Below are 25,171 nucleotides of genomic sequence, written 5' to 3' on the forward strand. Positions count from 1 at the left end.
TCAAGATAGTTAAAGTTTCGGAGCATTTTAATAGCCCCTACAATAATACTACAGCTGTATGTTAAACTGTTGTTTTTTAGGTTGTTGTGTTAAATAGTGGTTGACGAATCCTGTTAGGGGAAGAAAATAATGCTAATTTTGAGAATGCCATGAAGCAATTTTGCCGATGTATTTAAAACCTCTCTAAAAAATGATGAAACGCTTGAAATTTGCCATCGCAAGTTTAATATTTCTTTTTGCATCTGCTTTTGCCATTAAAGCGCAACCTGTAATTCACGTTAACCAGGTGGCTTACGATTTAGCAGGACCAAAGCAGGCTGTAATTAGCCTGGAAGGTGGCTCTTTGGAATTAAAAAAGTTTACGTTGATTAATGCTTCTGATCAAAAGATCAGTTTTAGTGCCGCTCTTAAAACCGCAGGCTCTGTTGCGGAATGGTTTCCTGACCGCCAGTTTTATACAGCTGATTTTTCTTCATTTAATAAGCCGGGGAAATATAAAATTGATGTGCTGTTTAAAGGGAAGCATTGTACTTCGGCAAGCTTTGATATTTCAGCCCAGGCACTTGCGGTGAATACCCTGCCCAGCATTATCAATTATTATAAAAAGCAGCGTGCCAACACCCCTCAGGAATTAGAAGCCGATAAAAAGATGTTGCTTTTTGGTAGTGAAAAAAGAGTAGATGTACATGGGGGCTGGGGTGATGCATCGGGAGATATCAGCAAATACTTTTCTCATTTGGCGTATGCAAACTTTATGTCGCCACAACAGATCCCTTTGGTTGTATGGTCAATGGTTAATGCAACCGAGAAGATGCCAGTGCTACTGGATAAACTGAAAATGAAAGAGGATTTGCAAGCGGAAGCGCTATGGGGTGCCGATTACATGATGCGGTCTTTATCTGATGAGGGATATTTTTACATGACTGTATTTAGTTATTTTAAACAGGATGCAAGTGCCCGAAGAATTGTAGGATTGGAAGCGAACAGCGTTACTACAGCAGACTATCAATGTGCATTTAGAGAAGGAGGAGGTATGGCAATTGCTTCGCTGGCCCGCATTTCTTTATGGGGCAGAAATGGTGATTATCAGGCTAATGAATACCTTAAAGCTGCTGAAAGAGCATATGCACATTTGGCTGTAAATAATTTGAAATATACTGATGATGGAAAGGAGAACATTATTGATGACTATTGCGCATTAATGGCCGCTACAGAATTGTGGGTAGCCACAGATAGTTCCTACTATAAAGAAGAAGCACGTAAAAGAGCCTCAAATTTAAGGAATAGAATAACTGATAAGGGATATTTTATAGCCGATGATAAGGACAGACCTTTTTGGCATGCAGCCGATGCTGGGTTACCGGTTGTTGCTTTGGTTCGTTATCTTGATAAGGAACAGGAAACCAAATACAGAACGCAAACACTTGCTGTAATAAAGAAAGCTATAGATGGTAATTTGGAGGTTACCAAATCTGTTAATAACCCCTTTGGATATGCAAGGCAGTACTTTAAACTAAATGGCAAGGTGAAGCAAGGCTTTTTTATACCTCATGAAAATGAAACAGGCTGGTGGTGGCAGGGAGAAAATGCACGCCTGGGTTCCTTAGCTACTGCATCGTTACTTGGTGGTCGACTCATTTACCCTGAAAAAAGCGGTTGGGGGGTAAGAAAAGATATTGAGCTTTATGCCGAACAGCAACTTTCATGGATTTTGGGCAGCAATCCTTACTCTATGTGTTTTATGTATGGCTTTGGACAGAAAAATGTGCCTTATATGGCGAGTTTGTTTGGTCATGGATCTCAAAAGGGAGGGATTTCTAATGGCATTACAGGGAAAGACGGAAATGCCGATGGGAGTGGCATAGATTTTAAAACAGAGGCGGGAGGAAATGAATGGCGGTGGACAGAGCAATGGATACCTCACGCTGCATGGTTTTTACAGGCATTAACGGCAATAGAGACATTAAATGAACCTAAAATTGATAAGCCGCTATTTAAAGTTTTGGCTTTGGCCGAAAATGGAGGTCACCATATTGCTTTTACTAAAGCAGCGCGGCCATGGTTAGATGAATTTGCTAAAAAGCATCACTTTGTAATTGATTATATTGACAATACAAATAAAATAGATAGTACCTTTTTAAAGCAGTATAAGCTTGTTATTCAATTAGATTACCCTCCTTATGCCTGGAAACCAAATGCGGTTAAAGCCTTTGAAGATTATATAGACAATGGGAAGGGTGGATGGCTAGGCTTTCATCATGCTACCTTGCTTGGTGAGTTTGATGGGTATCCTATGTGGAACTGGTTTTCTAATTTTATGGGCGGTATAAGGTTCACGAATTATATTGCTGACTTTGCATCTGCCAATGTAAGGGTAGAGGATAAAAGCCATCCGGTAATGAATGGGGTATCGCCATCATTTAAAGTAGACACAGAAGAATGGTATACTTACAATAAAAGCCCAAGGTTAAATGTGCATGTGCTGGCCAATGTAGATGAATCGAGCTACCGACCGGATTCTAAGTTCAAAATGGGCGACCATCCTGTGGTATGGATAAACACAAAGGTAAAGGCAAAGAATGTTTATATTTTTATGGGGCACTCGCCAGACTTGCTTATGAACAGCGATTGGAAAAGAATGGTAAGCAATGCGATATTATGGACAGCAGGTAAAGGTAAATAGTTTGATAGTAGTGATGGAATAGATTTTCTTTTCTATTTTTACGAAAGACTAAGTATATATGCCAATAGCGAAGAGATTTGTACCGATACTTTTATTATTTATATGTTTTTGTCAATTTGCTTTTTCTCAGAATAAATTTACAATTAGTGGTGTAGTTACCGACGAAGGGACTGGAGAAACCTTAATTGGTGCCAGTATTATACTTACGGGTACCGAGGCAACCGGTACTGTAACTAATGCATATGGGTTTTATTCTTTAAGTGCATTGGAAGGAGTATATGAACTTTCTGTAAGTTTTATTGGCTATAAAACATTAAAACAATCTATAACCATCTCAAAGAACGTTAGACAGAGTTTTGTGCTCCCGACTGATAATCAGTTAAATGAAGTGGTTATTTCAGCTGATAAAAGAGATGGTAATGTAAGTAGTCCGCAAATGGGGCTTCAGAAAATCAATATCAGAGAGATCAATAATGTACCGGTATTACTTGGAGAACGTGATGTGCTCAAGACCTTGCAGTTACTACCAGGAATTAAATCGGCAGGAGAGGGAAATAGCGGATTTTACGTAAGGGGTGGGTCTACAGATCAGAACCTGATACTACTGGATGAAGCTCCTGTATATAATGCTTCGCATCTGCTTGGCTTTTTCTCTACTTTTAATTCTGATGCTATTAAAGATTTAAGTGTTTATAAAGGGGGCATGCCGGCACAATACGGAGGCAGATTAGCTTCGGTGCTGGATATTAAGATGAATGATGGAAACCGTAAGGATTATACTGCCGAAGGGGGAATTGGTCTGATCTCATCAAGATTAAAAGTAGAAGGGCCAATTGTTAAAGATAAGGGCTCATTTATGGTTAGTGCCCGCAGAACCTATCTGGATGCCTTTTTAGCATTATCACCTGATAGTGCAATAAGTGGTAACACGCTGTATTTTTATGATGTAAACGCTAAAGCCAATTATGAGTTGGACGATAAAAATACACTGTACTTATCGGGCTATTTTGGGCGTGATAAACTTGGCATTACAGATGCATTTGGCTTTAATTGGGGTAATGCTACGTTTACCCTCCGATGGAACCATTTGTATAGCGACCGGCTGTTTTCAAATACTTCTCTGATATACAGTAATTATAATTATGTGATTCAAAATCTAATGGAAGAGAACAACTTCGAAGTAAATTCATCTATTAAGGATTTTAATTTAAAAGAGGATTTTGAATATAGCTTAAGCAGCTCGCACAGTTTAAAGCTTGGCTTAAATGCCATTCATCATACAATTGCACCAGGTAAACTTACAGCAAGTGACGCATCGAGTGTTAATGCAACTACTTACGAAAACCGTAAGGGGCTGGAACTTGCAGCATACTTATCTGACGAGTGGGCGGTAAACGATAAAATGAACCTGGTTTACGGACTTAGGTTAAGTGGTTTCTCTTTATTAGGCCCCGGCAATTTTAAAACTTATGATGAAGATGGAAATACAACCGGAACAACCTCTTATAATGCGGGCGAAGTGGTTAAAACCTACTTTAATCTGGAACCGAGAATTTCTGCAAGCTATCAGTTAGGCTCTGCAAGTTCATTAAAAGCCGCATATACCAGGAATGTTCAAAATATACACCTGATGTCTAATTCAACATCAACTTCTCCAACTGATCTTTACATTATGAACAGCAATAATGTGAAGCCGGAAATTGCGGATCAGATAGCAGCAGGATATTTCAGAAACTTTGGTGATAACAACTATGAGTTTTCTGCAGAGTTGTATTATAAATGGATGCAAAACCAAATTGAGTACAGAAGCGGAACCGATTTAAGAGGTAATGGTAATGTAGAAGCCGATTTGTTGTATGGCGATGGTAAAGCATATGGTATAGAGCTTTTTTTGAAGAAAAGATTTGGCAAGTTTAATGGATGGATTGGCTATACGTGGTCGAGAACACAACGTCAGTTTGATGCTATAAACGAAGGGAAATGGTTTTATGCAAAGCAAGACAGAACACATGACTTATCATTGGTTGGTATTTATAAAGCAGGCGCCAGGTGGACTTTCTCTTCTGTTTTTGTTTACAATACAGGAAATGCAGTTACCTATCCAAGTGGAAAATATCAGATAAATGGACGTACTGCATTTTATTATACAGAAAAAAATGGCTACCGTACACCTGCTTATCATCGCCTTGATGTTTCTGCTACCCTTGAAGGAAAGCCGGGAAGGAAGCTCCAGTCGAGCTGGTCGTTTGGTATCTACAATGTGTATAACAGGCAAAATGCATTTGCAATTGATTTTAGAGATAACCCGGATGATGTTTCAAAAACAGAAGTGGTGCGTACCACTTTGTTTGGCCTGATTCCATCGGTAACCTGGAATTTTAAATTCTAATAAAATGAAAAAGAGAAGCATACCAATAGTTCTGTTTGTTTTAGCGATTTTAAGTGTACTGCCTGGCTGTGAAAAGGTTATTGATTTAAAGCTAGACAATGCACAGCCACAGTTGGTAATATATGGCGGGTTAAGTGACAGATTAGATAACCATTTGGTAACAGTTTCTAAAACATATGATTTTACCGATGCCAACAGGTTTAATGGAGTTAATGGTGCAAAAGTGCTTTTAAAAAATGAAGAAGGCACCATAATGGAATATGTTGAGGTGTCAAAAGGGGTATACCAGAGCCCTAAATTTAGAGGACAGTCTGGCAGGAAATATACATTAGATGTTACATTTGAGGGTAAAACTTATACCGCCAGTTCTACTATGCCCGGTAAAGTTCCTTTGGATTCTTTAACCTTTAAAGACTTTAGCTTTTTTGGTACAAAAAACACTTATGTAGCCGCTAATTATAACGACCCTAAGGGTGTACAAAACCAATACAGGTATATTTTAACCATTAAAGGTAAGGTACAGGATGATGCTGTAAGTGAAGATAGGTTTGATGATGGCAATAAAATATCGAATGTGATATTTTACGACCTAAAGGATCTTGTGCATGGTGATACAATTAATGTTGAGTTTCAATGCATAGATAGAAACGTTTATAAGTACTTTTACAGTTTAGAACAAAATGCCGGTGGTGGCGGGCCTCCGGTTGCCCCGGCCAATCCGCCATCTAATTTTAATAATAAGGCACTGGGTGTTTTTAATGCATACTCAGTCAGCAAAAAAACCGTTGTAATTAAATAATATAAACTTTGAGTTTAATCTGGATTTGTATTATATTGCAAATGACAGCCAATTATGAATTTTTAATTTATTATTAAATGGCCATAGAATCAAGTCAAAGTAAATTCTCAATTGAGGATGAACGAATAAAAGCCTTACACAGGTATGAAATTCTGGATACCCCGCCCGATGGTTCTTTTGATAAGCTAACTAAATTAGCTGCCAAGCTGTTTGATGTTCCTATAGTTATAATAAGTATAGTTGACAAAGACCGAATCTGGTTTAAATCAAAGTATGGTGTTGATATTGAAGAGGTAAGCCGCGAAGTTGGGCTGTGTGCAAATGCTGTTTTATCTGATGGCCTTTACACTAATAAGGATACTTTAATGACGCTTGGTGGGGTAGATTTGAAATTTTATGCAGCACTTCCGCTAAAAACAATAGATAACTTTAACCTTGGAGCGTTTTGTATTCTCGATAAGGAACCCAGAACATTTGGACCTGAACAGGAAGCAATTTTATGCGATTTAAGAGATATAGTTATGGATCAGATCGAGTTAAAACTTGCATCGAGGCTTGCTGGGGTGCAAACCAATCAGATTTTAAATACAACAGCCCATGATCTAAAGAATCCGCTGACTACCATACCAGTGCGCGCTGATTTAATAAAGTTAAAAAAGAATGATCCGGAATTGGTGGATAAGATGTGCGAACAGATAAAAACGGCCAGTCTAAATATGGTTCGTATTATTGATGAATTACTGCTTTCTGGCACTGCAGAAGCCGGGAAAGTACAATTGTTGTTCATTAAGCTGAATTTATCGTCGCTGGTTAACAATGTGATTTCTATGAATTTGCCGCTGGCAGAAAGAAAGAATCAAAGTTTAAAATTTGTTGCTGAAGATGAAGTAATCTTAATCGGAGATGAGGGTAAATTGTCGGAGATATTGGACAACCTTATTAATAACGCCATCAAGTATTCACCAGTTAATACGAGTATAGAAGTTCGTGTTAAGAAATTGGAAGGCAGGGTTCTGATAAAAGTAAAAGATGAGGGGCAAGGTCTTACGGATGATGACAAAAATAAGCTATATCAACGTTTTACTAGATTAAGTGCACAACCTACCGGTGGCGAAAACTCAACAGGTTTAGGCCTTTCTATTGTAAGGGTTCTAGTTGAAGCACACGGCGGCAGAATATGGGCAGAAAGTGATGGTCATGATAAGGGATCAACATTTATAGTTGAACTCCCTTTGCAGGATTAAAAGCAAGTTACAGACCATGTACGTTCCCAATTACCTTTTGCAGGCAGGACTATAATTCCTTCTTTATCTTTAAGTTCCTGATTGTGGTTTATTCCATCGGCAATGCCACACCATGGCTCCAGGCATACAAAATCTGCATCCTTAGCAGCCCAGATTCCAAAGAATGGAAAATCTTTAAAACTAAAACTCAAGCCATGTGCATTATTGGTATTCTTTAGAGATATGGTATCACTTTTCAGCGTCTTAAATACCAGCGCATCTTTATAAAAAAGCTGATGAGTTAAGGGCAATGAATGATTATTCATGTAAATAACATCTGTTTCATCGCCAATTAAATCGCCATTAATTTTATAATAAGTAAGGTTTTCATCTTTATTAAACTCTAGAAAGTAATCATTGTAATTAAGCTTCTCGTTGGTTGGTACAGCAAAAGCAGGATGGCCACCTATAGAGAAAAGCAACTCATTAGTGCCAGGATTTAAAACTGCATAAGTGCAGGAAAGATTTGTGCCAATAAGCTTATAGTGAAGTTTAAGTGTAAAATTAAAGGGGTATACTTTTAAAGCTTCTTCATTTTGATTAAGTGTAAATACAGCCTCTGTGTCGCTTATTTTTTCGGCTTTAAACTCATTATCTCTTGCAAAGCCATGTCTGGGAAGTTTATACTCATTTCCCTCAAACAGATATGTGCCGTTCTTTAATGCGCCTACAACAGGAAAAAGTACAGGACTAAATTTGCCCCAATATTCCGGATTACCATCCCAGAGATAATTTGCGCCTGTAGCTTTGCTAACAAGGCTTTGTAGTTCAGCACCTTTACTTGAAAAAGATGCTTTTAAATGTTCGTTTTCGAGGAAAATCATAGCCGTATTTATAAAGCAAAAATAAGGAAACTTGTATAATTAAAGGCAATTTTTGTAACAAAGAGCAGTGCCTAGTTTGTTTTTAAAGAACTATATTTGTTTTAATAAGAAACGATGCGTCCCAAAGAAAAATTAGCGAAGTTTATTGGGTGGCTGCTAGGCAAGCCCAAGGTAATTGGTTTATGTGTATTCTTGTTTTTGCTATGGCTGATAAGCCTGCTGGTAACTCAAAGATATCAGATTATTAAGGAGACGAGACGGCTGGAAATGGCCAGTGCACTTAATGTTGTTAAACAGAATGTTCAGCTGGTGTTGAACAATGGCTATAACACTACTTTATCCCTCGCGCTAACTTTAAATGACAAGGGTGTTCCAAAGAATTTTGAGTCTGTTGCTGCTAAATTAATGGAATCTAATCCTGATTATAAGGTGATGGAGTTGTTGCCTAAGGGTGTTATAAAGCATGTATATCCTTTAGAAGGCAATGAGTCGGCAATAGACCTGGATCTGTTCGAAAAATCAGAAGAGTCGAAATTAATGGCCAATAAGTCTATAGCCTCAAAAATGATGTATTATGCTGGCCCTTATCAATTGAAGCAAGGCGGGATGGGAATTGTTGGAAGATTACCTATATATCGTGAAAATAAGTTCTGGGGGTTTTCGGCAGTAGTTATTAAGCAGGAGGCATTTTTTAATAGTATTGGTATTTACGGCAATAAAAACAATAATTTTTACTTTCAGTTTTCGATGATAGATGCCGCTACCCGAAAAGAGGAGTTTTTTTTAAAGGGAAATACAGATTTTTTTAAAGAGGACTATCAGTTTGCAGTTTTTCCTACAACGAATTGGAAGCTTTACATTATCCCCGCCGATTATGGCGAAGTTCCATTACAAATACTTTATCCTTTACTTTTTGGGTTAAGTTTGGCTATTTTATCCAGTTTACTGGTTGCCCAGGTAGTTAAAAAAACTACTGAATTACAGAACCTGGTAAGCAGTCAGCAATCAGAGCTGATAAGTACGGAAACAAAATTTAAAACCATATTTGACCAGGCTGCCATAGGTATAGCCTTAATAACCCCAACTGAGGGAAGGTTTTTAAAGGTAAATAAGAAATTATGCAGTATACTTGGATATGAGGAATCAGAGCTATTAGATTTAAGTTTTCAGGATATAACTGTTCCAAATCCCCAAAGCAGAAAAGAAAAAAATACCAGAGCTTTAGGGAATGGGATAATTAAGGAATATAAAGTTCAAAAAAAGTATCAGCATAAAGAGGGTGATGTAAAATGGTGTAATATTCTGGAAACGCCATTGTGGAACGGTAATGGAATACCTACCAGCCATATTGTAATTGTTGAGGATGTTACCGATCGCAAGGCAGCAGAAAAGATTGTTCTGGACTCTCAGTTAAGAATCGAATCGTTAATTAATACAATTGACGGTATAGTTTGGGAGGCAAATCCAAATACTTTTGAGTTTACATTTATCAGTAAAAAGGTTGAAGATATTTTAGGTTACACTGTTGAGGAATGGCTATCGACCCCTACTTTCTGGGCTGATCATATTCATCTGGACGACAGGGCCTGGGCTGTTGAGTATTGTACGGTTTCTACAAGGAACAACATGCAGCACGATTTTGAGTACAGGATGATTGCAAAGGATGGGAAAGTGATGTGGTTAAGGGATATTGTAAATGTAATCTCCGAAGATGGTAAACCGGTTTTATTGAGAGGAATTATGATTGATGTAGGAGAGAATAAGCAAGCGCAGGATGCTTTAAACCATTCTTTTAACCTGGTTACAGAACAAAATAAAAGGTTGCTTAATTTTTCATATATCGTTTCGCATAACCTTAGGTCACATACTTCCAATATTCAGGCTATTACCAATTTAATTGGGCAAAGTGATTCTGAAGAGGAAAGAACCGAGATGATTGAAGTCCTTAAAACAGTTTCGGGTCTTTTGAATGAAACCATGCTGAATTTGAACAAAGTGGTTAATATCCAGACCAGCATAGATGTAATAAAAGAACGACTTAGTTTAAGGAATTACATTAACAAAACCATTAATATATTGAGCGACCAGGTTATTTTAACTGAAGCAGTTATAAAGAATAATGTGGCTAAGGATGTAATTGTAGAATATAATCCTGCTTATCTGGAAAGTGTTTTGCTGAATTTTATTTTTAATGCAATCAGGTATAGTCATCCTGAAAGAAAGCCGGTTGTTGAATTGGTCTCATTTATCGAAGATTCACAAACTGTTTTACAGATTTCTGATAATGGAATTGGAATAGATCTGGAAAAGCATGGTAAGGAGCTTTATGGGCTATATAAAACCTTTAATAAAAGGCCCGACTCGAAAGGAGTAGGGCTTTTTATTACAAAGAATCAGATTGATGCCATGGGAGGCAAAGTAACCGTAAACAGTGTAGTGGATAAAGGCACAACATTTAAAATATATTTTAAATAGCCTTATTCCTTTTTAGTTTCTGCAGCAGCGGCCTCTGCTTTAGCTTTCTTTTTAAAGAATCCCCTTAATAAAAAGTTATGTTGTAGCGCTTCTAGGTTCTCATCAAGCTTTTTACTGCTGGTTTCCATATTTTTCATAATAGATTTTACCTGTTCTGCAGTTTGCTGATCATTTAGTAATACGCCAACAGCATTGTCTGTTTGGGTTAATTTCCCCGAAGCTTTATTCAGGTTCTCAGTAAGTGCAGCCGCTGAGCCTGCAGTTTTTTGTAATTCATTTACAGATGCCTGAAGTTTGGCAAAAACGGCAGTATCGGTGAGTAATTTGTCGGCTAAGCCACCTTTGGTATTTAGTGTTTTTGTGAATTTATCCAATTCTGTAGCCATCTTATTTGCAGATGCTGTTGTATTTTTTAAGTTTACCACTATCGCTTTAAAATCCGAAGCAATCTGCTCGTCAGTTAGCAAAGCTCCTGCTGTTCCTTTTCCCTCAACAAGGCTTTTTGCCAGAATTTTAAAATCAGACGTTACATCAACCAGGTTTTTGTTATTTACCTGGAATGTTTTCATAATATCATCTGTTGATAAAGTGGTATTCACCCGAAGTCTGTCACCATCTTCAACGAAAGGGAATTTTGGTGTTCCACCAGTAATTACAATGATCTTATTTCCAATTAAACCGTCGGAACTGATACTAGCCGATGCATCTTTATGAATGTATTTATGTGCTTCTTCTTCGATGTTTAAGAAAACCTGTACCTGTGAAGTTCCATAAAACTGGATTTTTTTTATGGTCCCTATTTTTACACCCGAAAACCATACGTTATTACCGGTTTTAAGCCCCTGAATATCGTTGAAAACAACATCAACAGTAAAGCTTTTTACGAATGCTTTCTTCTGACTTCCTAATGTAAAAACCCCTAAAATAAATATCGCTATGCCAAGGAGAATAAACGCTCCAACTATAATTTTACGGCGTATGTCTGTTGCCTGCATAATTTCTATTGAATAAAATTGTAATCGTAAAATGGTTTTACCCGTTCATCATTTGTATTGAATACCTCATCAAAAGTACCTTGACGCTCAAATTTGCCATCCAATAACATCGCTACTCTATTGCCTACTGCTTTTGCACAGGTTAAATCATGGGTAATGATGATCGAACTGGTGTGAAAGCGTTCCTGTACTTCATTAATCAGGCTGTTAATTTCCAGACAGGTTATCGGATCTAGTCCTGCTGTAGGTTCATCATACAGCATAATTTCCGGTCTTAATATCAATGTTCTGGCAATACCAATCCTTTTTCTTTGTCCGCCTGATAATTCCGAAGGCATCTGGTTAATGGTATGCAATAACCCAACTGCATCCAGCATTTCTTCAACAGAACTGGTTATTTCACCTTTTGTCAGTTTTCTTTGATTTCTAACCAAAGGGAATACAAGGTTCTCTCTAACAGTCATACTATCATAAAGTGCACTGTTTTGAAACGAAAACCCTACTTTTAGCCTAAGTGCCAACAGTTCTTTATAGGTAATCTGGTCAACATGCTGGTTTAGCACTTTAACTTCTCCAAGATCGGGAGTTAACAGCCCAACCACAATTTTTATCAGTACAGATTTACCAGTACCTGATTTTCCCAATACTACCAGGTTTTCGCGTTTATAAAGCTCTAAGTCAACACCTCTTAAAACATGGTAGTTGCCAAAAGACTTATAAAGGCCATTAATTTCTATTACTTTTTCTTGTTCTGACAGGGGCTTTTTTTCTTCCATAGCTTAAAAATTAGGTCCTGAATAAACCAAAAAACTGTACTGAAACCACTTCCTCAATAAAAATAAGGAACATGCCAATAACTACTGCTGAATTTGCAGCCTTTCCTACACCTTCTGTTCCTTTTGATGAGTTATAACCCTGGTAGCAACCTACCATTCCAATTGTAAAACCAAATATAACAGCCTTAATAGTGGATGCTGTAATATCTAAAAAGCTAATCGATTCCAAAGAAGACTGAAAAAACGCCTTTGCACTTGTGCCCTCGCTTAGTGAAACATTTAACAATGCACCCAACATACCTACCATTGCAGTGTAGAATGTAAGGATAGGGATAGTAATTGTTGATGCAAGCACCCTTGTGGTTACCAGAAATTTAAACGGATTGGTTGCTGATACTTCCATAGCGTCTATTTGCTCTGTAACCCTCATTGATCCTAATTCGGCTCCAATACTTGAACCTACTTTTCCGGCAGCAATAAGAGAAGTTAATAGGGGAGCAAGTGTTCTCAGGAGCGCAATCCCTACCAATGATGGAAGCCATGAAGTTGCTCCAAATTCAGCAAGTGATGGTCTGGATTGCTTGGTAAATACAATGCCTGTAATAAATCCGGTAAGTGAAATAAGCGCTAAAGAGCGGTAGCCAATGTCATAACACTGCTTCATTAGTTCCTTACCCTCATAAGGAGGCAAAAAGCCTTCTTTAAAAAAGCGGCCCATAAACTGAAAAACATCATAAAACGTTATAAACATTCTGGATAATTTACCAGGTGTTTTTACTTCATCATTTGAGGTTTCCTGGCTCTCAGCTTTTTTCTCCATGTATATGCCTTAATATCTTATTATTAGATTTAGAATGTTACTATCATAAGGTTTTTGACAGCGATCACTCACTATCAAATTATGCGCCATAATTATGCAAAACTAATATTCGACAGTATAAAAAATTGTATGCTATCGTCATTTTTACATGATTTTTCGCAAATATGCAGTATTTTTTGGGTGTTTTTGTCTTGTAAATGTCCCAATATATAAACGGAATACCGGCTAAAAAGGTTTTAAAAAAGGCGGCCATATTTTATGACCACCTTTTCTTGTATTACCTGCCTCCGGGAGGACAGTTTCGTTGTAAAAATTCTGTGTAGGTTAAGGCAAGATGCTCTGAGGTACCTTCGCCTTCATTTATGCTATGCGTTCTGTTAGGGTACGACATTAGTTGAAATACTTTTCTGTTTTTTATCAGCTCATTGATCAGCATCTCTGCATTTTGATAATGTACGTTATCATCACCCGTTCCATGGATGTACAAAAGCTTACCTTGCAGGTTTTTTGCATATGTAATAGGAGAGCCCTTAACGTAGGCTTCTTTGGTTTTTAATGGCGAACCCATATACCTTTCCTGGTACACATTATCGTAGGTTAGCTGATTTCCTACGGCCGCAATGGCGATACCGGTTTTGTATATTTCAGGGTATTGGAACATCAGGTTTAATGTTGATGAACCACCACCGCTCCATCCCCAAACAGCTACTCTGTTTTTATCTACAAAAGGCCATTCCATTATTTTTTTAGCAGCCATAGCCTGATCGCGGATGTTTAAAGTGCCTATTTTTTGGAAAATACTTTTACGCCATTCTCTTCCTTTAGGTGCAGGAGCTCCTCTGTTTTCAACTGAAATATAGATATAGCCATCTTTAGGCATATCGCCGGCATACAACCAGTTACGCCCGGCACCGTAAGTATCAGTTACAGTTTGCGAAGCAGGTTCACCATAAACATAAAACACTACAGGGTATTTTTTAGTCTGGTCAAAATTATCAGGCTTTTTCATCCATCCATCCAGTTCAACCCCATCCTCAGTAGTTACTTTAAAAAATTCTACTTTGTTTTTTGGCGGTTTCATTCGCCCAAGCTGATTGGTTATACTACCTTCCATAGTTAATGGGTTTAAGGTAGTAAGTTTCATCCATTCAGTAATTGGGGGTACTATAGCACTTTGATAAGTGTGACGGGCGAATACTCCATTAGGAGATATCTCGTAAGAGTGGGTGCCTTTCAGAATAGAAGGGGTAACCATTTCAGCTTTGCCACCACTAAGCTTGGTTTTAAATAAATATTTCTGTGTAGCATTTGTTGGAGAAGCAATAAAATAGATCTGACCATTTTTCTCATCTATTAATGAATTCTCAATCACATCGAAATTACCCTGGGTAATTAGCGTATGCTTTTTACCGTCTTTACTGATGCGGTAAAGATGACGCCATCCGTCGCTTTCGCTCATCCAGATAAATTCTTTACCACCATTTATCCAGTCCCATCCTTTGGCAACATCAATCCATGCCTTATCAGTTTCTGTATAAATGTTTTTTACCTCGCCGCTTCCTGCATCAGCAACAAATAACTTGCTTACATTTTGCTCACGGTTTAATTGCTGTAAAATTACTTCATTGCTGGCTGGAATCCAGTCCATTCTAGGGATATAGTTTTGAATCTGATCTCCGGGTACATCCAGCCAATTGGTTTTTGCCGAAGCAATGTTAACGATACCAACTTTGCAGGATGAAGGATTTTCGCCAACTTTAGGATATTCAACCGGAATAGTAAATGAATAGATAGAATCTGTGTTATCTATCATTAAAAAGTTTTTGATTTTAGAAGCATCTAACTGCCAGTAAGCTATAGACTGACCATCAGGGCTCCATCTAAAACCGTCCCTGCAATCAAACTCCTCCTCATATACCCAATCAAAAGTACCGTTAATTAACCTGTCAGTACCATCAGTTGTAAGCGCTTTGCTGGTTTTAGTCATTAAGTCATCAACATACAGATTGTGCCTGCTTACATAGGCAACTTTATTCCCATCGGGAGAAAATTTAGCAAACATTAACGACGAAGCAGGCTTATCTTTTCCAACCTGGGTAACCTGATTGGTTTTCAAATCGGCTACATAGTAGTCTCCGCGTGTTTCATAACGCCAAACCTTTTTGCTGTTGGTATAAAGCAGAACTTTGGTGCCATCTTCAGATATCTGGAAACTTTTGATGTCATTTAATCCACTGTTACCGCTTGAGTAAAGCAAGTTCCTGCTAACAATAGTTTTTCTCTCGTTTTGAGGCAGGCTTATAGATACAAGTTCACCCTGGCTTACCTCGTAATATGAATTACCATCTTTAGCCCATTTAATATCCTGAGCGTTGGCTTTTCCAAGTAGTCCTAAGGTAAAGACTAAAGCCAGTTTAAAAAAAATGTGTTTAAAGTTCATTTTTATAGTTCAATAAATTGCTGATAAACGTTTTGTAGGTATGATTTTGCACTGTTAAGTGTTTTTAAAGTTAGGTCTTTACGCTTAGCATTACTATTGTATAATATTGTTTTACCTACATTATCAAAGGTAACACATTGCTGGTTATCGATAAAGCCCATCCCATTATCCCAGCTAAAAAATGCAAAATGTTTTGCATAAGGATTTAAAAGGTTTTTGCTCCATACAAATTCCTTTGCACTGATGTCCAGCTGTGCAAGTATTGTAGCGGCAACATCGGCCTGACTACCTACATCATTAAATTTTGCACCCTTAAATTCATCTTTAATCACATCTCCGTAAAATAGTAAGGGCACATGATAACGTTGAGGGACATAAATTTCGTGACTGTTTTTAGGTAAAATATGGCCGTGGTCTGCAATAAACACAAACAGCGTATTTTTATACCAGCTTTCCTTTTTAGCATTGTTTAAGTAAGCATTAATACAGGAATCGGTATAATGAGCAGTGCTTTTAAATTTTGCAATGTTGTCTGCTTCTCCAAACTTGTAAGTACCCGGCAAGCTATAAGGCTCATGATTGGTAAGCGTAAGCAGGGTAGAGAAGAAAGGCTGTTTTTCCTTATTTAGATCTTCAATCTGTCTCTCAAAAACTGCCTCATCAAACTGTCCCCATTTGGTTACCTTTCCGCCTTTAAAGTTATTTCGGTCAATCAGTTTCTGGTAATTGTGGCTCAGAATAAAAGCTTTGTAATTGTCAAATTCAGATTCCCCTCCGTAAAAAAAAGAGGTTTGATAACCATTTTTAAAAAACGGCTGAGAGATGCCCGGGATTTTCTGCATTTTTTCTGGCCATTTTACAATACTACCAGCCGCAAGAGTAGGGAAACCGGCCAATGTAGCCACCAGCCCTTTATCGGTACGGCTTCCTGAAGAATAGATATTGCTAAAAAGAACCCCCTTATGTATTAACGTATCAAAATTAGGCGTAATGCCATCCTCATTACCAAGTGTTTTGGTCAGATCAGCAGTAAAGCTTTCAATAATTACCAAAACTACATTTGGCCTTTTGGTTTTAAGGATGTTGATTGTTGTATCCTTTGCAGGAGTGTAAAGTTCTTTAATATTTGCATCGGCAACCTGCTTACTTAAGTAATTATAAGGATTAGTTTTGGTCATCCGGGCTGCAATTGCACTCGATATCAGGTTCCATTCTGTATTTACTGCGGCATGATTTAAAACCTGTTCTTTAGAGAAATAGGCCATGCTTTGATTAATTGGAGAACCGCCAAATCCGCCTCGTATTAAAAGAAAATTTAAAAAGAACAATATAATCACGGCAATTCCCCTTAGCCAGATCGGACTTGCCTTAAATTCAAGTTTTCTGAGCACAACATGGCGCTGTAAAACAAAGCCTATTACAATTAACAGAACAAGTAGCGATAAGGTTAAGCCAATAGGAGAGGAAGCGCTGGATGCAAGGGCTTCATTTGGAGTTGAGATAGCAAAACCTACAGCCTTGGCATTTATTTTACTACCCCATTCCCTGTAAATATTGAAATTTACTACAGAGATAATGCTGAATAATACGATAAGGATTTTGTTGTAAACGGTTAGCCATTTTAACTCTACCACCTTGCGGCCATTTAAAAGCCAGTATATGTAGCTGAAAAGTGGAATTGCAAGTATGTATGCCACCATTGACAGGTCTAGCTTGAGGGCGTGATAAAAAGTTGCCATGATTTCCGATAAGGGAACCATGGCAAGCTTTTTTGAATTTATAAAGATAAATGTAAGGCGGTCAGCAAAAAAAAATAACAGCCAAAACAGAAAGAAACGCGTAAAGAACAAGAAGCTTTTTAACATTTTATTTTAATGTTATTGGCCACCACCCTGCATCGCTTTTAATTCATCCATTGTTTTAAGCTCATAACCACTTGGTGGTGTTAAAGACATTTCAGGGATTTTTTCTTCTTTGTAATTTTTTAAGGTCATGGTGGTTTTTATACCATTCTGAAACACAGTGTATTTTACAGGTGTACCTTTAATATCTACAAAGTCATCCTCTTTGTGGCCGGCAGGAAGTTCAAGATCTGTAGTTGTCCAAAGCTCATAAGCTCCACCTTTATCATCTTTATAGGTATATCTATCTGCATTAAAAGTACCTACAGTTTGTTTTTCACCGGTAGGTTTAAAATCAAGAAATTTAGGCGATCCTTCTTTTCTCTTGTCTAATTCTGCCTTATCCATTTTTACTGCAAATTGCTTTTGAGCAATAGGAATATCAAGCAATAATAAGCCGTTTTTAGCAACGCCATTAATGATAACAGTGATCATTGCCGGGCCTTGTTCCATTTTAATTGTAGAGAGTTCATTTTTGAATTTAACTACAGTTTCTTTAGGTAAAAATGCGGCCATAGGTTGCTGTTCATCTGTAAGGGCGTATTCCATACCATAAGTAAGTGTGCCTTCGGTTACCTTTTTTTGTGCTTGAGCGTAAAGTGCAGTACCAATAAGCAGGGCTGCTACAACACCGGTTTTAATTGATTTAAACATTTTCTGGTTTTTAGTTTTTTATGTATAAGTATAGTTTTATTATTGTTTGTCACATTTAAAAAGCAATTACCACTTTATTTTTTCTTTGTTAATGAAAGCAGCAATACCTTTTTTGAAATCTTCTGTATCTCTTACCCTGGCATTTATCTGCACAGCCATGGCTAAGCTTTTTTCCAATAAAGGATTTGTAGTTGGGCCAATTAGCTGTTTAGTTACCATTAACGAATTTGCAGAAGCTTCATTACACAAATCTAATGCAAAATCTTTCACTTTATGACTAATCTCTTCTTTGTTTGTTACAAACGTTATTAATCCATAATTAAGTGCTTCCTGTGCAGAAAATAGACTTCCGGTGAGTAGTATTTTTTTAGCGATAGTTTCGCTGGTTTTTCGGAGTAAAAAACAGGCTACAATAGCCGGAACAAAGCCCAGCTTTACTTCGGTATATCCAAAACTGGCCTCAGGAACAGAAAAGATGATGTCGCATACTGTTGCAAGTCCACAGCCACCTGCAATTGCATGGCCTTCTACTTGTGCAATAACAACCTTAGGCAAATAGTAAATGGTGGTAAACAGTCGCTTTAGGTTCTCTGAATCGGCAAGGTTTTCTTCGTAAGTGTTCAATTGTAATTGCTGTAAATAAGCCAAATCTGCCCCTGCACTAAAAACAGCACCATTAGCTTTTAAAATAATAACTTTTACGTCATTATCCTCAGAAGCTTTAATGAAGGAATCTGTTAGCTGCTGAATAAGATCGGGATTTAATGCATTACGCTTTTCGGGGCGATTAATAGCAATAGTAGCTATACGCTCACTTACTGAATATAACACCAGGGGTTCTACCATAAGCTGTAAATATCTGCTAAATCTTAATAAGTAGGCAAGGAATTACTGATATTTTTTGTTTACCTATGACGTATTTTATATTCAGTTCTTCACAAGATTAGTGTTTCTGCACACCTCCTTCACACCAAATACACAAACAGGTACGTGGCTGTTGCAGAAGTCTTATAATTTTGAGCATATTCGTTTTTATATGATGAATTGTAGTTTATAGGCTAATTAATTCAGGCTTATGACAAATGCTTGATCTGGAGCATTATCTAGTTTATATTGATGACTCTTTACTTTTTGTACATACTTAAAGAGGTTATCTGAGGCTTTCCTTACTCTGAATTTCATGTATTTCTTAAGATTGAAAGCTATTGCAGACATCAACATGACTTTATGTGCACCGGGTTTTCCTATTACACCAATTTTATTCAAGCCGTAGTAATGAACAAGACTTCCAAATACTGGCTCCACGGTGCTTTGAGGTAATCGTTTCATTTGCTTACCTCTTTTGCTATGCTGCTGACTATATGCTCTTTGATACTCTTCTCCATAGGCTGATCTGTTGATTTTTTTCGAGTTGCTATTTGGGATGCAGTCAGTCTTTAAAGGACAGTTTTTACAGTCCTTGTGAGCTGACCAGTAATTCTTCAATAAACTACCGTCTTGAGATTTATTAAACCTCTTAAAAGGTATTGATTTGCCCATTGTACAAGTATACTGATCCTTTTCTTTGTCATAAGGGAATCCTTCTATTTCTGGTTTGTACCTGCCAAAAACAGGTATCCATGCGGTAATATTTCTTTGCGCTAAAAAATGATAGTTAAACCCATTAGAATACCCCGTGTCTGCTAACAGGTTCTCTAACATCAGTTCATTTTTCTGCAGACGGTGCTGTATCTTATTGGTTAATCCAGGTAAATATTGGCTATCACGACCATCCGCAAAATCAGCTTGTACATGGCTAATGATTCCCTGTGCTGTATCTACAGCCATGCTGCAGTGATAATTTAGCTTTCTTGCTTTACCTGGTTTAACTGAAATACGGGCGTGGGGATCATGAGGGGTATAGTGTGTTTTATTACTAACTAGTTGAGCCTGTTTATTGGAAGCGCCCATAGGTTTCACTTCGCTATTGCGTATTTTCTGCTGGAGCCTTTCCACTGGTTTTAACTGATGTTCTGGAGCAGTGATATGTTGCTCTTTAATCGGTTTATTGTTTCTTTTATCTTCACTATTCTCTGAATCTGCTTTCTTAAGATAACTTCCAACTGATTCAACAGGAACTTTTAAGGCCAGGGATTCCATTGATGCATTAGCTTTAACTGGTGCTGAGTCTATTGCCTGAGTATGCCCAGACACCAACCCTGCCACTACACATAGACTAAACACCTTATTGAACAGGGTCTCAAATAAAGAGATGGAATATAATTGTCTACTGAGACTAATGGTGGAGTGCCAAGGTAGCTCCTGATCTATGTCATATCCTAAAAAATAAAGTATATCCATTCGCATAGCGCAATGCTCAACCAGCTTCCGGTCTGATGTGATATTCTCTAGATAACCTGTTAGCATCAGTTTAAAGAAAAATACAGGATCAATAGACGGGTTTCATGTATTTCCGTATAGAAATTTAGTGTCTTTATATAGAAAACTAAGATCAATTGTTTCTAGAAGCCTACGATAAAAGTTCTCCTGGGGAACATGGTTTGATAATTGGAAATTAGTAAACAACTTTTCATTATAACCCTTTTTGCCTTGCATGGCTTTAATATACCCAATCTAAAAAATAATTGGAAATAATTAGAAATGTTTTATTGTTCTGCAACAGCCACGTAACTGTTTGTGAAGGATGTGTGTAGAATGTGTGAACTATGTGAGGGCTTGGCCTTAACCGAAGGAGCCGAACAAAAGGTTTATCGTTTTGATGATCATAGTGTAATAAAACTTAATGGGAGCATCTTTTATGAATATTGGTTAGACTATTTTAATAGCCCTCTGATTCATAATTATTTTTTTAAATCAACTTTATATGAATTTCTGGGTTTTAAAATAATTGATGATTCCCTTTTTGCTGTCGTTAAATAGGAATTCATTCTGGCAACAGAAGCAACTGACCTGAAAGAACTTAAACTTTTTCTTGAATATAACCAGTTCGATCACATCAGAAATAATGATTATCAAAATACTAAGTTGGGGGTCATTTTTGAAGATTTGCACGATGAAAATGTTCTTTGCCGTGATGGTCTTCTTTATTTTATAGATACTGTTTTTTATATTACTCCGAATTTCTACGGTAAATAGATTAGACATAAATCGGGGTGTGGTAACGATGTTTAAACACGATAATTCAACGAATTAGATAAAGCATTAGAGAATTAATCCTATATTAAATTTTTTTTAGTGCTTATGTTTTAATTAGGCAAAAGATTATCACACCAACCAAATATAACACACCAATGTTTACGAACCTGAAAACAATTATTGTGGTTTATGCTCTAGTTATGGGCATAACAACATCCGCATTCTCGCAAGAGAAAGATTTGAAATTATGGTATAAGTCTCCGGCAGGATCTGTTTGGGAAGCCGCTCTTCCTATTGGAAATGGACGATTGGCTGCCATGATTTATGGAAATACAGCACATGAAAAGATCAGCTTAAATGAATCAACAGTATGGAGCGGCAGCCCAAACCGAAACGATAATCCTGATGCCTTGCAAGCTTTGCCAGAAGTAAGAAAGCTGATTTTTGAAGATAAATATGTTGAAGCAGATGCCCTGGCCACAAAAACAATCCAGTCTAAAAAGAACAATGGAATGAAATATCAGCCGGTTGGCGATTTAAACCTGGACTTTCCCGGCCATGAAAACTTTTCGAACTATTACCGTGAACTTAATCTGGCTGATGCTATAGTTAAAAGCACCTATGTAGTTAATGGGGTAACTTACACCCGCACTGTTTTTTCGTCTATACCAGATCAGGCAATAGTAATCAGGTTAACTGCCAGTAAGCCTAATAGCATAACGTTTAGCGCATCAATGGCAAGTGAGCATAAGGGCGCAGTTAAAGCCAAAAATACAAATGAAATACACCTGTCGGGAATAAGTAGCGACAGAGAGAATGTTCCCGGTAAGGTTAAATTTAATGCCATTGCGAAAGTTAAAAATGAAGGCGGTCAACTTTCTTTATCTGATGAACAGATTAATGTTAAAGACGCAAACAGTGTAACTATATATGTTTCAATAGCAACCAATTTTGTTAATTACAATGATATTTCTGCTGATGAAAACAAGCGCTCCTCGGCATACCTCAATGCTGTATTAAAGAAAAACTATCCACAATTATTAAAGGATCATGTTGCTGCTTATCGAAAATATTTTAACCGTGTAAAAATAGATTTGGGCAAAACTGATTCTGTAAAAAATCCTACGGATGTAAGGTTAAAGGATTTTGCAAGTGGCAATGACCCACAATTGGCAGCTATTTATTATCAGTTTGGCCGTTACTTATTAATATCCTCATCTCAGCCGGGTGGTCAGCCTGCAAATTTACAGGGTATTTGGAATAATAAAATGGATCCACCTTGGGGTAGCAAGTATACCATTAATATTAATACAGAAATGAATTACTGGCCAGCCGAGGGAACTAACCTTACAGAAATGCATAATCCGCTTATAGAAATGGTAAAAGACCTTTCTAAAACAGGGCGCGAAACTGCAAGGGTTATGTACGGATCCGGAGGCTGGGTAACGCACCATAACACAGATCTTTGGAGAATAACCGGGCCTGTTGATGGTATTTATTCTGCAATGTGGCCAATGGGAGGGGCATGGTTAAGCAGACATGTTTGGGAAAAGTATTTGTACAACGGAGATAAAAAATATCTTGCCACTGTGTATCCGGCATTAAAAGGAGCGGCAGAGTTTTATTTGGATTTCCTTGTAGAAGAACCGGTACACAAATGGATGGTGGTATCGCCTTCTATGTCGCCAGAAAATGCTCCAAGATCTCATAAGGGCAAATCTATAGCCGCGGGTGCAACTATGGACAATCAGCTTGTATTTGATCTGTTCTCTAACACAATAAGAGCCGCCGAAGCATTAAATACTGATAAAGATCTGGTGGCAAAAATAAAGGTTATGCGTAATAAACTTGCGCCTATGCAAGTAGGGCAATACGGACAATTGCAGGAATGGATGCAGGATCTGGATGATCCTAATGATAAACACAGGCATGTTTCGCATCTGTTTGGCTTATATCCCGCAAATCAGATTTCTCCTCTGCGTACCCCTGAATTGTTTGATGCAGCGCATACATCATTAATTCAGAGAGGTGACGTTTCTACAGGTTGGTCTATGGGATGGAAGGTAAATCTGTGGGCCAGGTTACAGGATGGCAATCATGCTTATAAACTGATTAGAAACCAGCTTACGCCTACGGGACTAAACAAAGGGGGCGAAAATAGCGGCGGGGGAACTTACCCTAATTTATTTGATGCCCATCCTCCATTTCAAATTGATGGTAATTTTGGATGTACTGCCGGTATTACCGAAATGTTGTTGCAGACTCATGATGGTGCTATCCAATTACTTCCGGCAATGCCTGATGAATGGCAGGACGGAAGTATTAGTGGTTTAAGAGCTCCAGGAGGTTTTGAAATTGAAAACATTACCTGGAAAAATGGAAAACTGAGCAAGGTTGTTATTAAATCAAAACTAGGTGGTAATTGTCGTTTACGTGTTCCTAATGCAATAACAGGAAATTCACTTAAACAAGCAGATGGCGATAACCCAAACCAGTTTTATCAGATTGACAAGATCGCGACACCAGTTGTATCTGCAAAGGCTAATTTGAATAAACCGTCAATTAACGAGACCATTTCGTATGATTTTGATACCGCTGCGGGCAAAACATACACTTTCGTTAGTGAATAAATTTAATACAAAGCAGACTATTTTTTAAAAAACAAATAAATTGTATATTTCGGGACACTTAATCTGTCCCTAATGGAGATTTTGCAAACCAAATAAAACCTATTATATTATGAACGAAAACATTAACAAGAGTGCCTTATTCAACGGAAGTTGTTTTGCCGTTATTACAACCGCTTTTACCTTCTCAATAAGGGCAGGTATTTTACCCCAGCTCGGAGCGCAGTTTAACCTGACAGCTGAGCAGCTTGGATTTATAAATCTTATGTTCTTTTTAGGATTTCCTATTTCCATGATCATTGGGGGCTTGGTATACCATACTTTTGGTCCTAAAAATATTATGAAAGCTGCTTTTGTAGCACACACTATCGGGATTATATTAACAATTTATGCAGGAGGGTATGTTGGACTGCTTGTTTCTACACTTTTTATTGGATTTGGTAACGGATGTACAGAAGCGGCTTGTAACCCGCTGATAGCTGATGCATATGCAGGTCCAAAAATGAATAAAATGCTTAGCAGGTTCCATATGTGGTTCCCTGGGGGGATTTTGATTGGAGCGCTTATCTCTAAATTTATGACTGATTTTGGAATGGGATGGCAAGCTCAAATGTGGGTTACCATGATTCCAACTATTATCTATGCTGCTTTGTTCTACGGAAAGAAATTTGTTGAACCAAGAGAGGATGGAAGCACTTCTATTGCCGAGAACCTGAAAGCAATGCTTAATCCTGTTTTTATATTTTTATTTATCTGTATGGCGCTTACCGCAATTACCGAGTTTGGACCTAACCAATGGGTAAGTGTTATTATGAGTAACAGTGGTGCCAGCCCGATGTTAATTCTTGCGCTTACGAGCGGTTTGATGGCTTTAGGTAGATTTGTTGCAGGCCCTGTTGTTCATACATTAGGCCAAACAGGGGTATTATTAATGTCGGCTATACTTGCTGCGGTAGGTATTTACATGTTTAGTGTAGTTACCGGCCCACTTGCATATGTTGCCACAGTAATATTTGCTTTGGGTGTATGTTATTTCTGGCCGGTTATGATTGGTGCGGTTGCGCAACGTGTTCCACTGAGCGGTGCTTTGGGAATGTCGATTGTTGGCGGAGTAGGTATGTTTTCAACAGCTATTTTTCAACCTTTCATCGGAAGCTGGATTGATTCAGCAAGAGCAGAAAATACAGCGTTAGGTTTAAAAGGAGGGGCTCTTGAGTTGGCTGCAGGTCAGGATACTTTAGTGAAAATGCTGGCCTTCCCTTCTATACTGATAGTATTGTTCCTTATATTCTTCTTCTGGCAAAAGAAAACAAAACTTGTTCCTGCTGCCGAAGTTGCACATTAAACTTCTTATAAAGTAAAACAATAAA

Annotated in this window: 16 protein-coding genes and 1 pseudogene; 8 read left to right on the forward strand and 9 right to left on the reverse strand. The window is 37.7% G+C overall.

From position 1 onward, the window contains the following. The first annotated feature begins 190 nt into the window (after nt 1-190). The 4 genes from CPT03_RS05055 (at nt 191) to CPT03_RS05070 (ending at nt 7,115) form a co-directional block, all read left to right on the forward strand. Nucleotides 191-2,683: a ThuA domain-containing protein gene (locus tag CPT03_RS05055; RefSeq protein WP_157766359.1), complete on the forward strand. Its 2,493-nt coding sequence runs from the start codon at nt 191-193 to the stop codon at nt 2,681-2,683. 58 nt (nt 2,684-2,741) lie between these two features. After that, nucleotides 2,742-5,072 (forward strand): TonB-dependent receptor, encoded by a 2,331-nt coding sequence (locus CPT03_RS05060; RefSeq protein ID WP_099437821.1) that lies wholly within the window; start codon nt 2,742-2,744, stop codon nt 5,070-5,072. 4 nt (nt 5,073-5,076) lie between these two features. Beyond that, a complete protein-coding gene (locus CPT03_RS05065) occupies nt 5,077-5,871 on the forward strand; it encodes a DUF4249 domain-containing protein (protein WP_099437822.1) in 795 nt (264 codons plus the stop codon). Between the two features lie 77 nt (nt 5,872-5,948). Then, nucleotides 5,949-7,115 carry a sensor histidine kinase gene (locus CPT03_RS05070; protein ID WP_099437823.1) on the forward strand — a complete coding sequence of 389 codons (1,167 nt, stop codon included), beginning with the start codon at nt 5,949-5,951 and terminating at the stop codon, nt 7,113-7,115. Here CPT03_RS05070 and CPT03_RS05075 read toward each other — a convergent pair. After that, nucleotides 7,112-7,978 (reverse strand): aldose 1-epimerase family protein, encoded by an 867-nt coding sequence (locus CPT03_RS05075; RefSeq protein ID WP_099437824.1) that lies wholly within the window; start codon nt 7,976-7,978, stop codon nt 7,112-7,114. The genes CPT03_RS05070 and CPT03_RS05075 overlap by 4 nt on opposite strands. A 114-nt stretch (nt 7,979-8,092) precedes the next feature. Here CPT03_RS05075 and CPT03_RS05080 point away from each other — a divergent pair, with 114 nt between their 5' ends. Then, entirely contained in the window at nt 8,093-10,453 is a 2,361-nt protein-coding gene (locus tag CPT03_RS05080) for a PAS domain S-box protein (RefSeq protein WP_099437825.1), read from the forward strand. 2 nt (nt 10,454-10,455) lie between these two features. Here the strand turns inward: CPT03_RS05080 and CPT03_RS05085 are convergent, their stop codons facing one another. The 8 genes from CPT03_RS05085 to CPT03_RS05120 all read right to left on the reverse strand — a co-directional run bounded on the left by CPT03_RS05085 (nt 10,456) and on the right by CPT03_RS05120 (nt 20,445). After that, the gene (locus CPT03_RS05085; protein ID WP_099437826.1) at nt 10,456-11,448 is read right to left on the reverse strand and encodes an MlaD family protein; all 993 of its coding nucleotides are present in this window, start codon (nt 11,446-11,448) and stop codon (nt 10,456-10,458) included. A 5-nt stretch (nt 11,449-11,453) separates the two neighbouring features. Then, nucleotides 11,454-12,224 (reverse strand): ABC transporter ATP-binding protein, encoded by a 771-nt coding sequence (locus CPT03_RS05090; protein WP_099437827.1) that lies wholly within the window; start codon nt 12,222-12,224, stop codon nt 11,454-11,456. Between the two features lie 10 nt (nt 12,225-12,234). Further along, nucleotides 12,235-13,044 carry an MlaE family ABC transporter permease gene (locus CPT03_RS05095; RefSeq protein ID WP_099437828.1) on the reverse strand — a complete coding sequence of 270 codons (810 nt, stop codon included), beginning with the start codon at nt 13,042-13,044 and terminating at the stop codon, nt 12,235-12,237. Nucleotides 13,045-13,321: 277 nt separating this feature from the next. After that, nucleotides 13,322-15,484 carry a S9 family peptidase gene (locus CPT03_RS05100; RefSeq protein ID WP_099437829.1) on the reverse strand — a complete coding sequence of 721 codons (2,163 nt, stop codon included), beginning with the start codon at nt 15,482-15,484 and terminating at the stop codon, nt 13,322-13,324. 2 nt (nt 15,485-15,486) lie between these two features. Then, nucleotides 15,487-17,244: an LTA synthase family protein gene (locus CPT03_RS05105; RefSeq protein ID WP_245869978.1), complete on the reverse strand. Its 1,758-nt coding sequence runs from the start codon at nt 17,242-17,244 to the stop codon at nt 15,487-15,489. 117 nt (nt 17,245-17,361) lie between these two features. Continuing rightward, a complete protein-coding gene (locus CPT03_RS05110) occupies nt 17,362-18,039 on the reverse strand; it encodes a hypothetical protein (RefSeq protein ID WP_099437831.1) in 678 nt (225 codons plus the stop codon). Between the two features lie 66 nt (nt 18,040-18,105). Then, nucleotides 18,106-18,885 carry an enoyl-CoA hydratase/isomerase family protein gene (locus CPT03_RS05115; protein ID WP_099437832.1) on the reverse strand — a complete coding sequence of 260 codons (780 nt, stop codon included), beginning with the start codon at nt 18,883-18,885 and terminating at the stop codon, nt 18,106-18,108. 216 nt (nt 18,886-19,101) lie between these two features. Further along, nucleotides 19,102-20,445, reverse strand: a complete 1,344-nt coding sequence (locus CPT03_RS05120) for a transposase (protein WP_216641608.1) — start codon at nt 20,443-20,445, stop codon at nt 19,102-19,104. A gap of 288 nt (nt 20,446-20,733) precedes the next feature. Between CPT03_RS05120 and CPT03_RS23345 the strand changes: the two are divergent. The 3 genes and pseudogenes from CPT03_RS23345 to CPT03_RS05135 all read left to right on the forward strand — a co-directional run bounded on the left by CPT03_RS23345 (nt 20,734) and on the right by CPT03_RS05135 (nt 25,146). After that, nucleotides 20,734-21,174: pseudogene (locus CPT03_RS23345) on the forward strand (hypothetical protein). A 155-nt stretch (nt 21,175-21,329) separates the two neighbouring features. Then, a complete protein-coding gene (locus CPT03_RS05130; RefSeq protein ID WP_099437834.1) occupies nt 21,330-23,804 on the forward strand; it encodes a glycosyl hydrolase family 95 catalytic domain-containing protein in 2,475 nt (824 codons plus the stop codon). A 109-nt stretch (nt 23,805-23,913) separates the two neighbouring features. After that, on the forward strand, nt 23,914-25,146 hold the full coding sequence (locus CPT03_RS05135) for an MFS transporter (RefSeq protein ID WP_099437835.1): 1,233 nt from the start codon (nt 23,914-23,916) through the stop codon (nt 25,144-25,146). Nucleotides 25,147-25,171: the final 25 nt, after the last annotated feature.

The sequence above is a fragment of the Pedobacter ginsengisoli genome, assembly GCF_002736205.1.
Classification (GTDB): Bacteria; Bacteroidota; Bacteroidia; order Sphingobacteriales; family Sphingobacteriaceae; genus Pedobacter; species Pedobacter ginsengisoli_A.

Bases quoted from the DNA above. Each gene is read 5' to 3' on its own strand.
- CPT03_RS05080 (WP_099437825.1), top strand. From the start codon at position 8,093: ATGCGTCCCAAAGAAAAATTAGCGAAGTTTATTGGGTGGCTGCTAGGC.
- CPT03_RS05090 (WP_099437827.1), bottom strand. From the start codon at position 12,224: ATGGAAGAAAAAAAGCCCCTGTCAGAACAAGAAAAAGTAATAGAAATT.
- CPT03_RS05115 (WP_099437832.1), bottom strand. From the start codon at position 18,885: ATGGTAGAACCCCTGGTGTTATATTCAGTAAGTGAGCGTATAGCTACT.
- CPT03_RS05135 (WP_099437835.1), top strand. From the start codon at position 23,914: ATGAACGAAAACATTAACAAGAGTGCCTTATTCAACGGAAGTTGTTTT.
- CPT03_RS05070 (WP_099437823.1), top strand. From the start codon at position 5,949: ATGGCCATAGAATCAAGTCAAAGTAAATTCTCAATTGAGGATGAACGA.
- CPT03_RS05060 (WP_099437821.1), top strand. From the start codon at position 2,742: ATGCCAATAGCGAAGAGATTTGTACCGATACTTTTATTATTTATATGT.
- CPT03_RS05065 (WP_099437822.1), top strand. From the start codon at position 5,077: ATGAAAAAGAGAAGCATACCAATAGTTCTGTTTGTTTTAGCGATTTTA.
- CPT03_RS05075 (WP_099437824.1), bottom strand. From the start codon at position 7,978: ATGATTTTCCTCGAAAACGAACATTTAAAAGCATCTTTTTCAAGTAAA.
- CPT03_RS05085 (WP_099437826.1), bottom strand. From the start codon at position 11,448: ATGCAGGCAACAGACATACGCCGTAAAATTATAGTTGGAGCGTTTATT.
- CPT03_RS05105 (WP_245869978.1), bottom strand. From the start codon at position 17,244: ATGGTTCCCTTATCGGAAATCATGGCAACTTTTTATCACGCCCTCAAG.
- CPT03_RS05055 (WP_157766359.1), top strand. From the start codon at position 191: ATGATGAAACGCTTGAAATTTGCCATCGCAAGTTTAATATTTCTTTTT.
- CPT03_RS05110 (WP_099437831.1), bottom strand. From the start codon at position 18,039: ATGTTTAAATCAATTAAAACCGGTGTTGTAGCAGCCCTGCTTATTGGT.
- CPT03_RS05120 (WP_216641608.1), bottom strand. From the start codon at position 20,445: ATGCTAACAGGTTATCTAGAGAATATCACATCAGACCGGAAGCTGGTT.
- CPT03_RS05130 (WP_099437834.1), top strand. From the start codon at position 21,330: ATGTTTACGAACCTGAAAACAATTATTGTGGTTTATGCTCTAGTTATG.
- CPT03_RS05100 (WP_099437829.1), bottom strand. From the start codon at position 15,484: ATGAACTTTAAACACATTTTTTTTAAACTGGCTTTAGTCTTTACCTTA.
- CPT03_RS05095 (WP_099437828.1), bottom strand. From the start codon at position 13,044: ATGGAGAAAAAAGCTGAGAGCCAGGAAACCTCAAATGATGAAGTAAAA.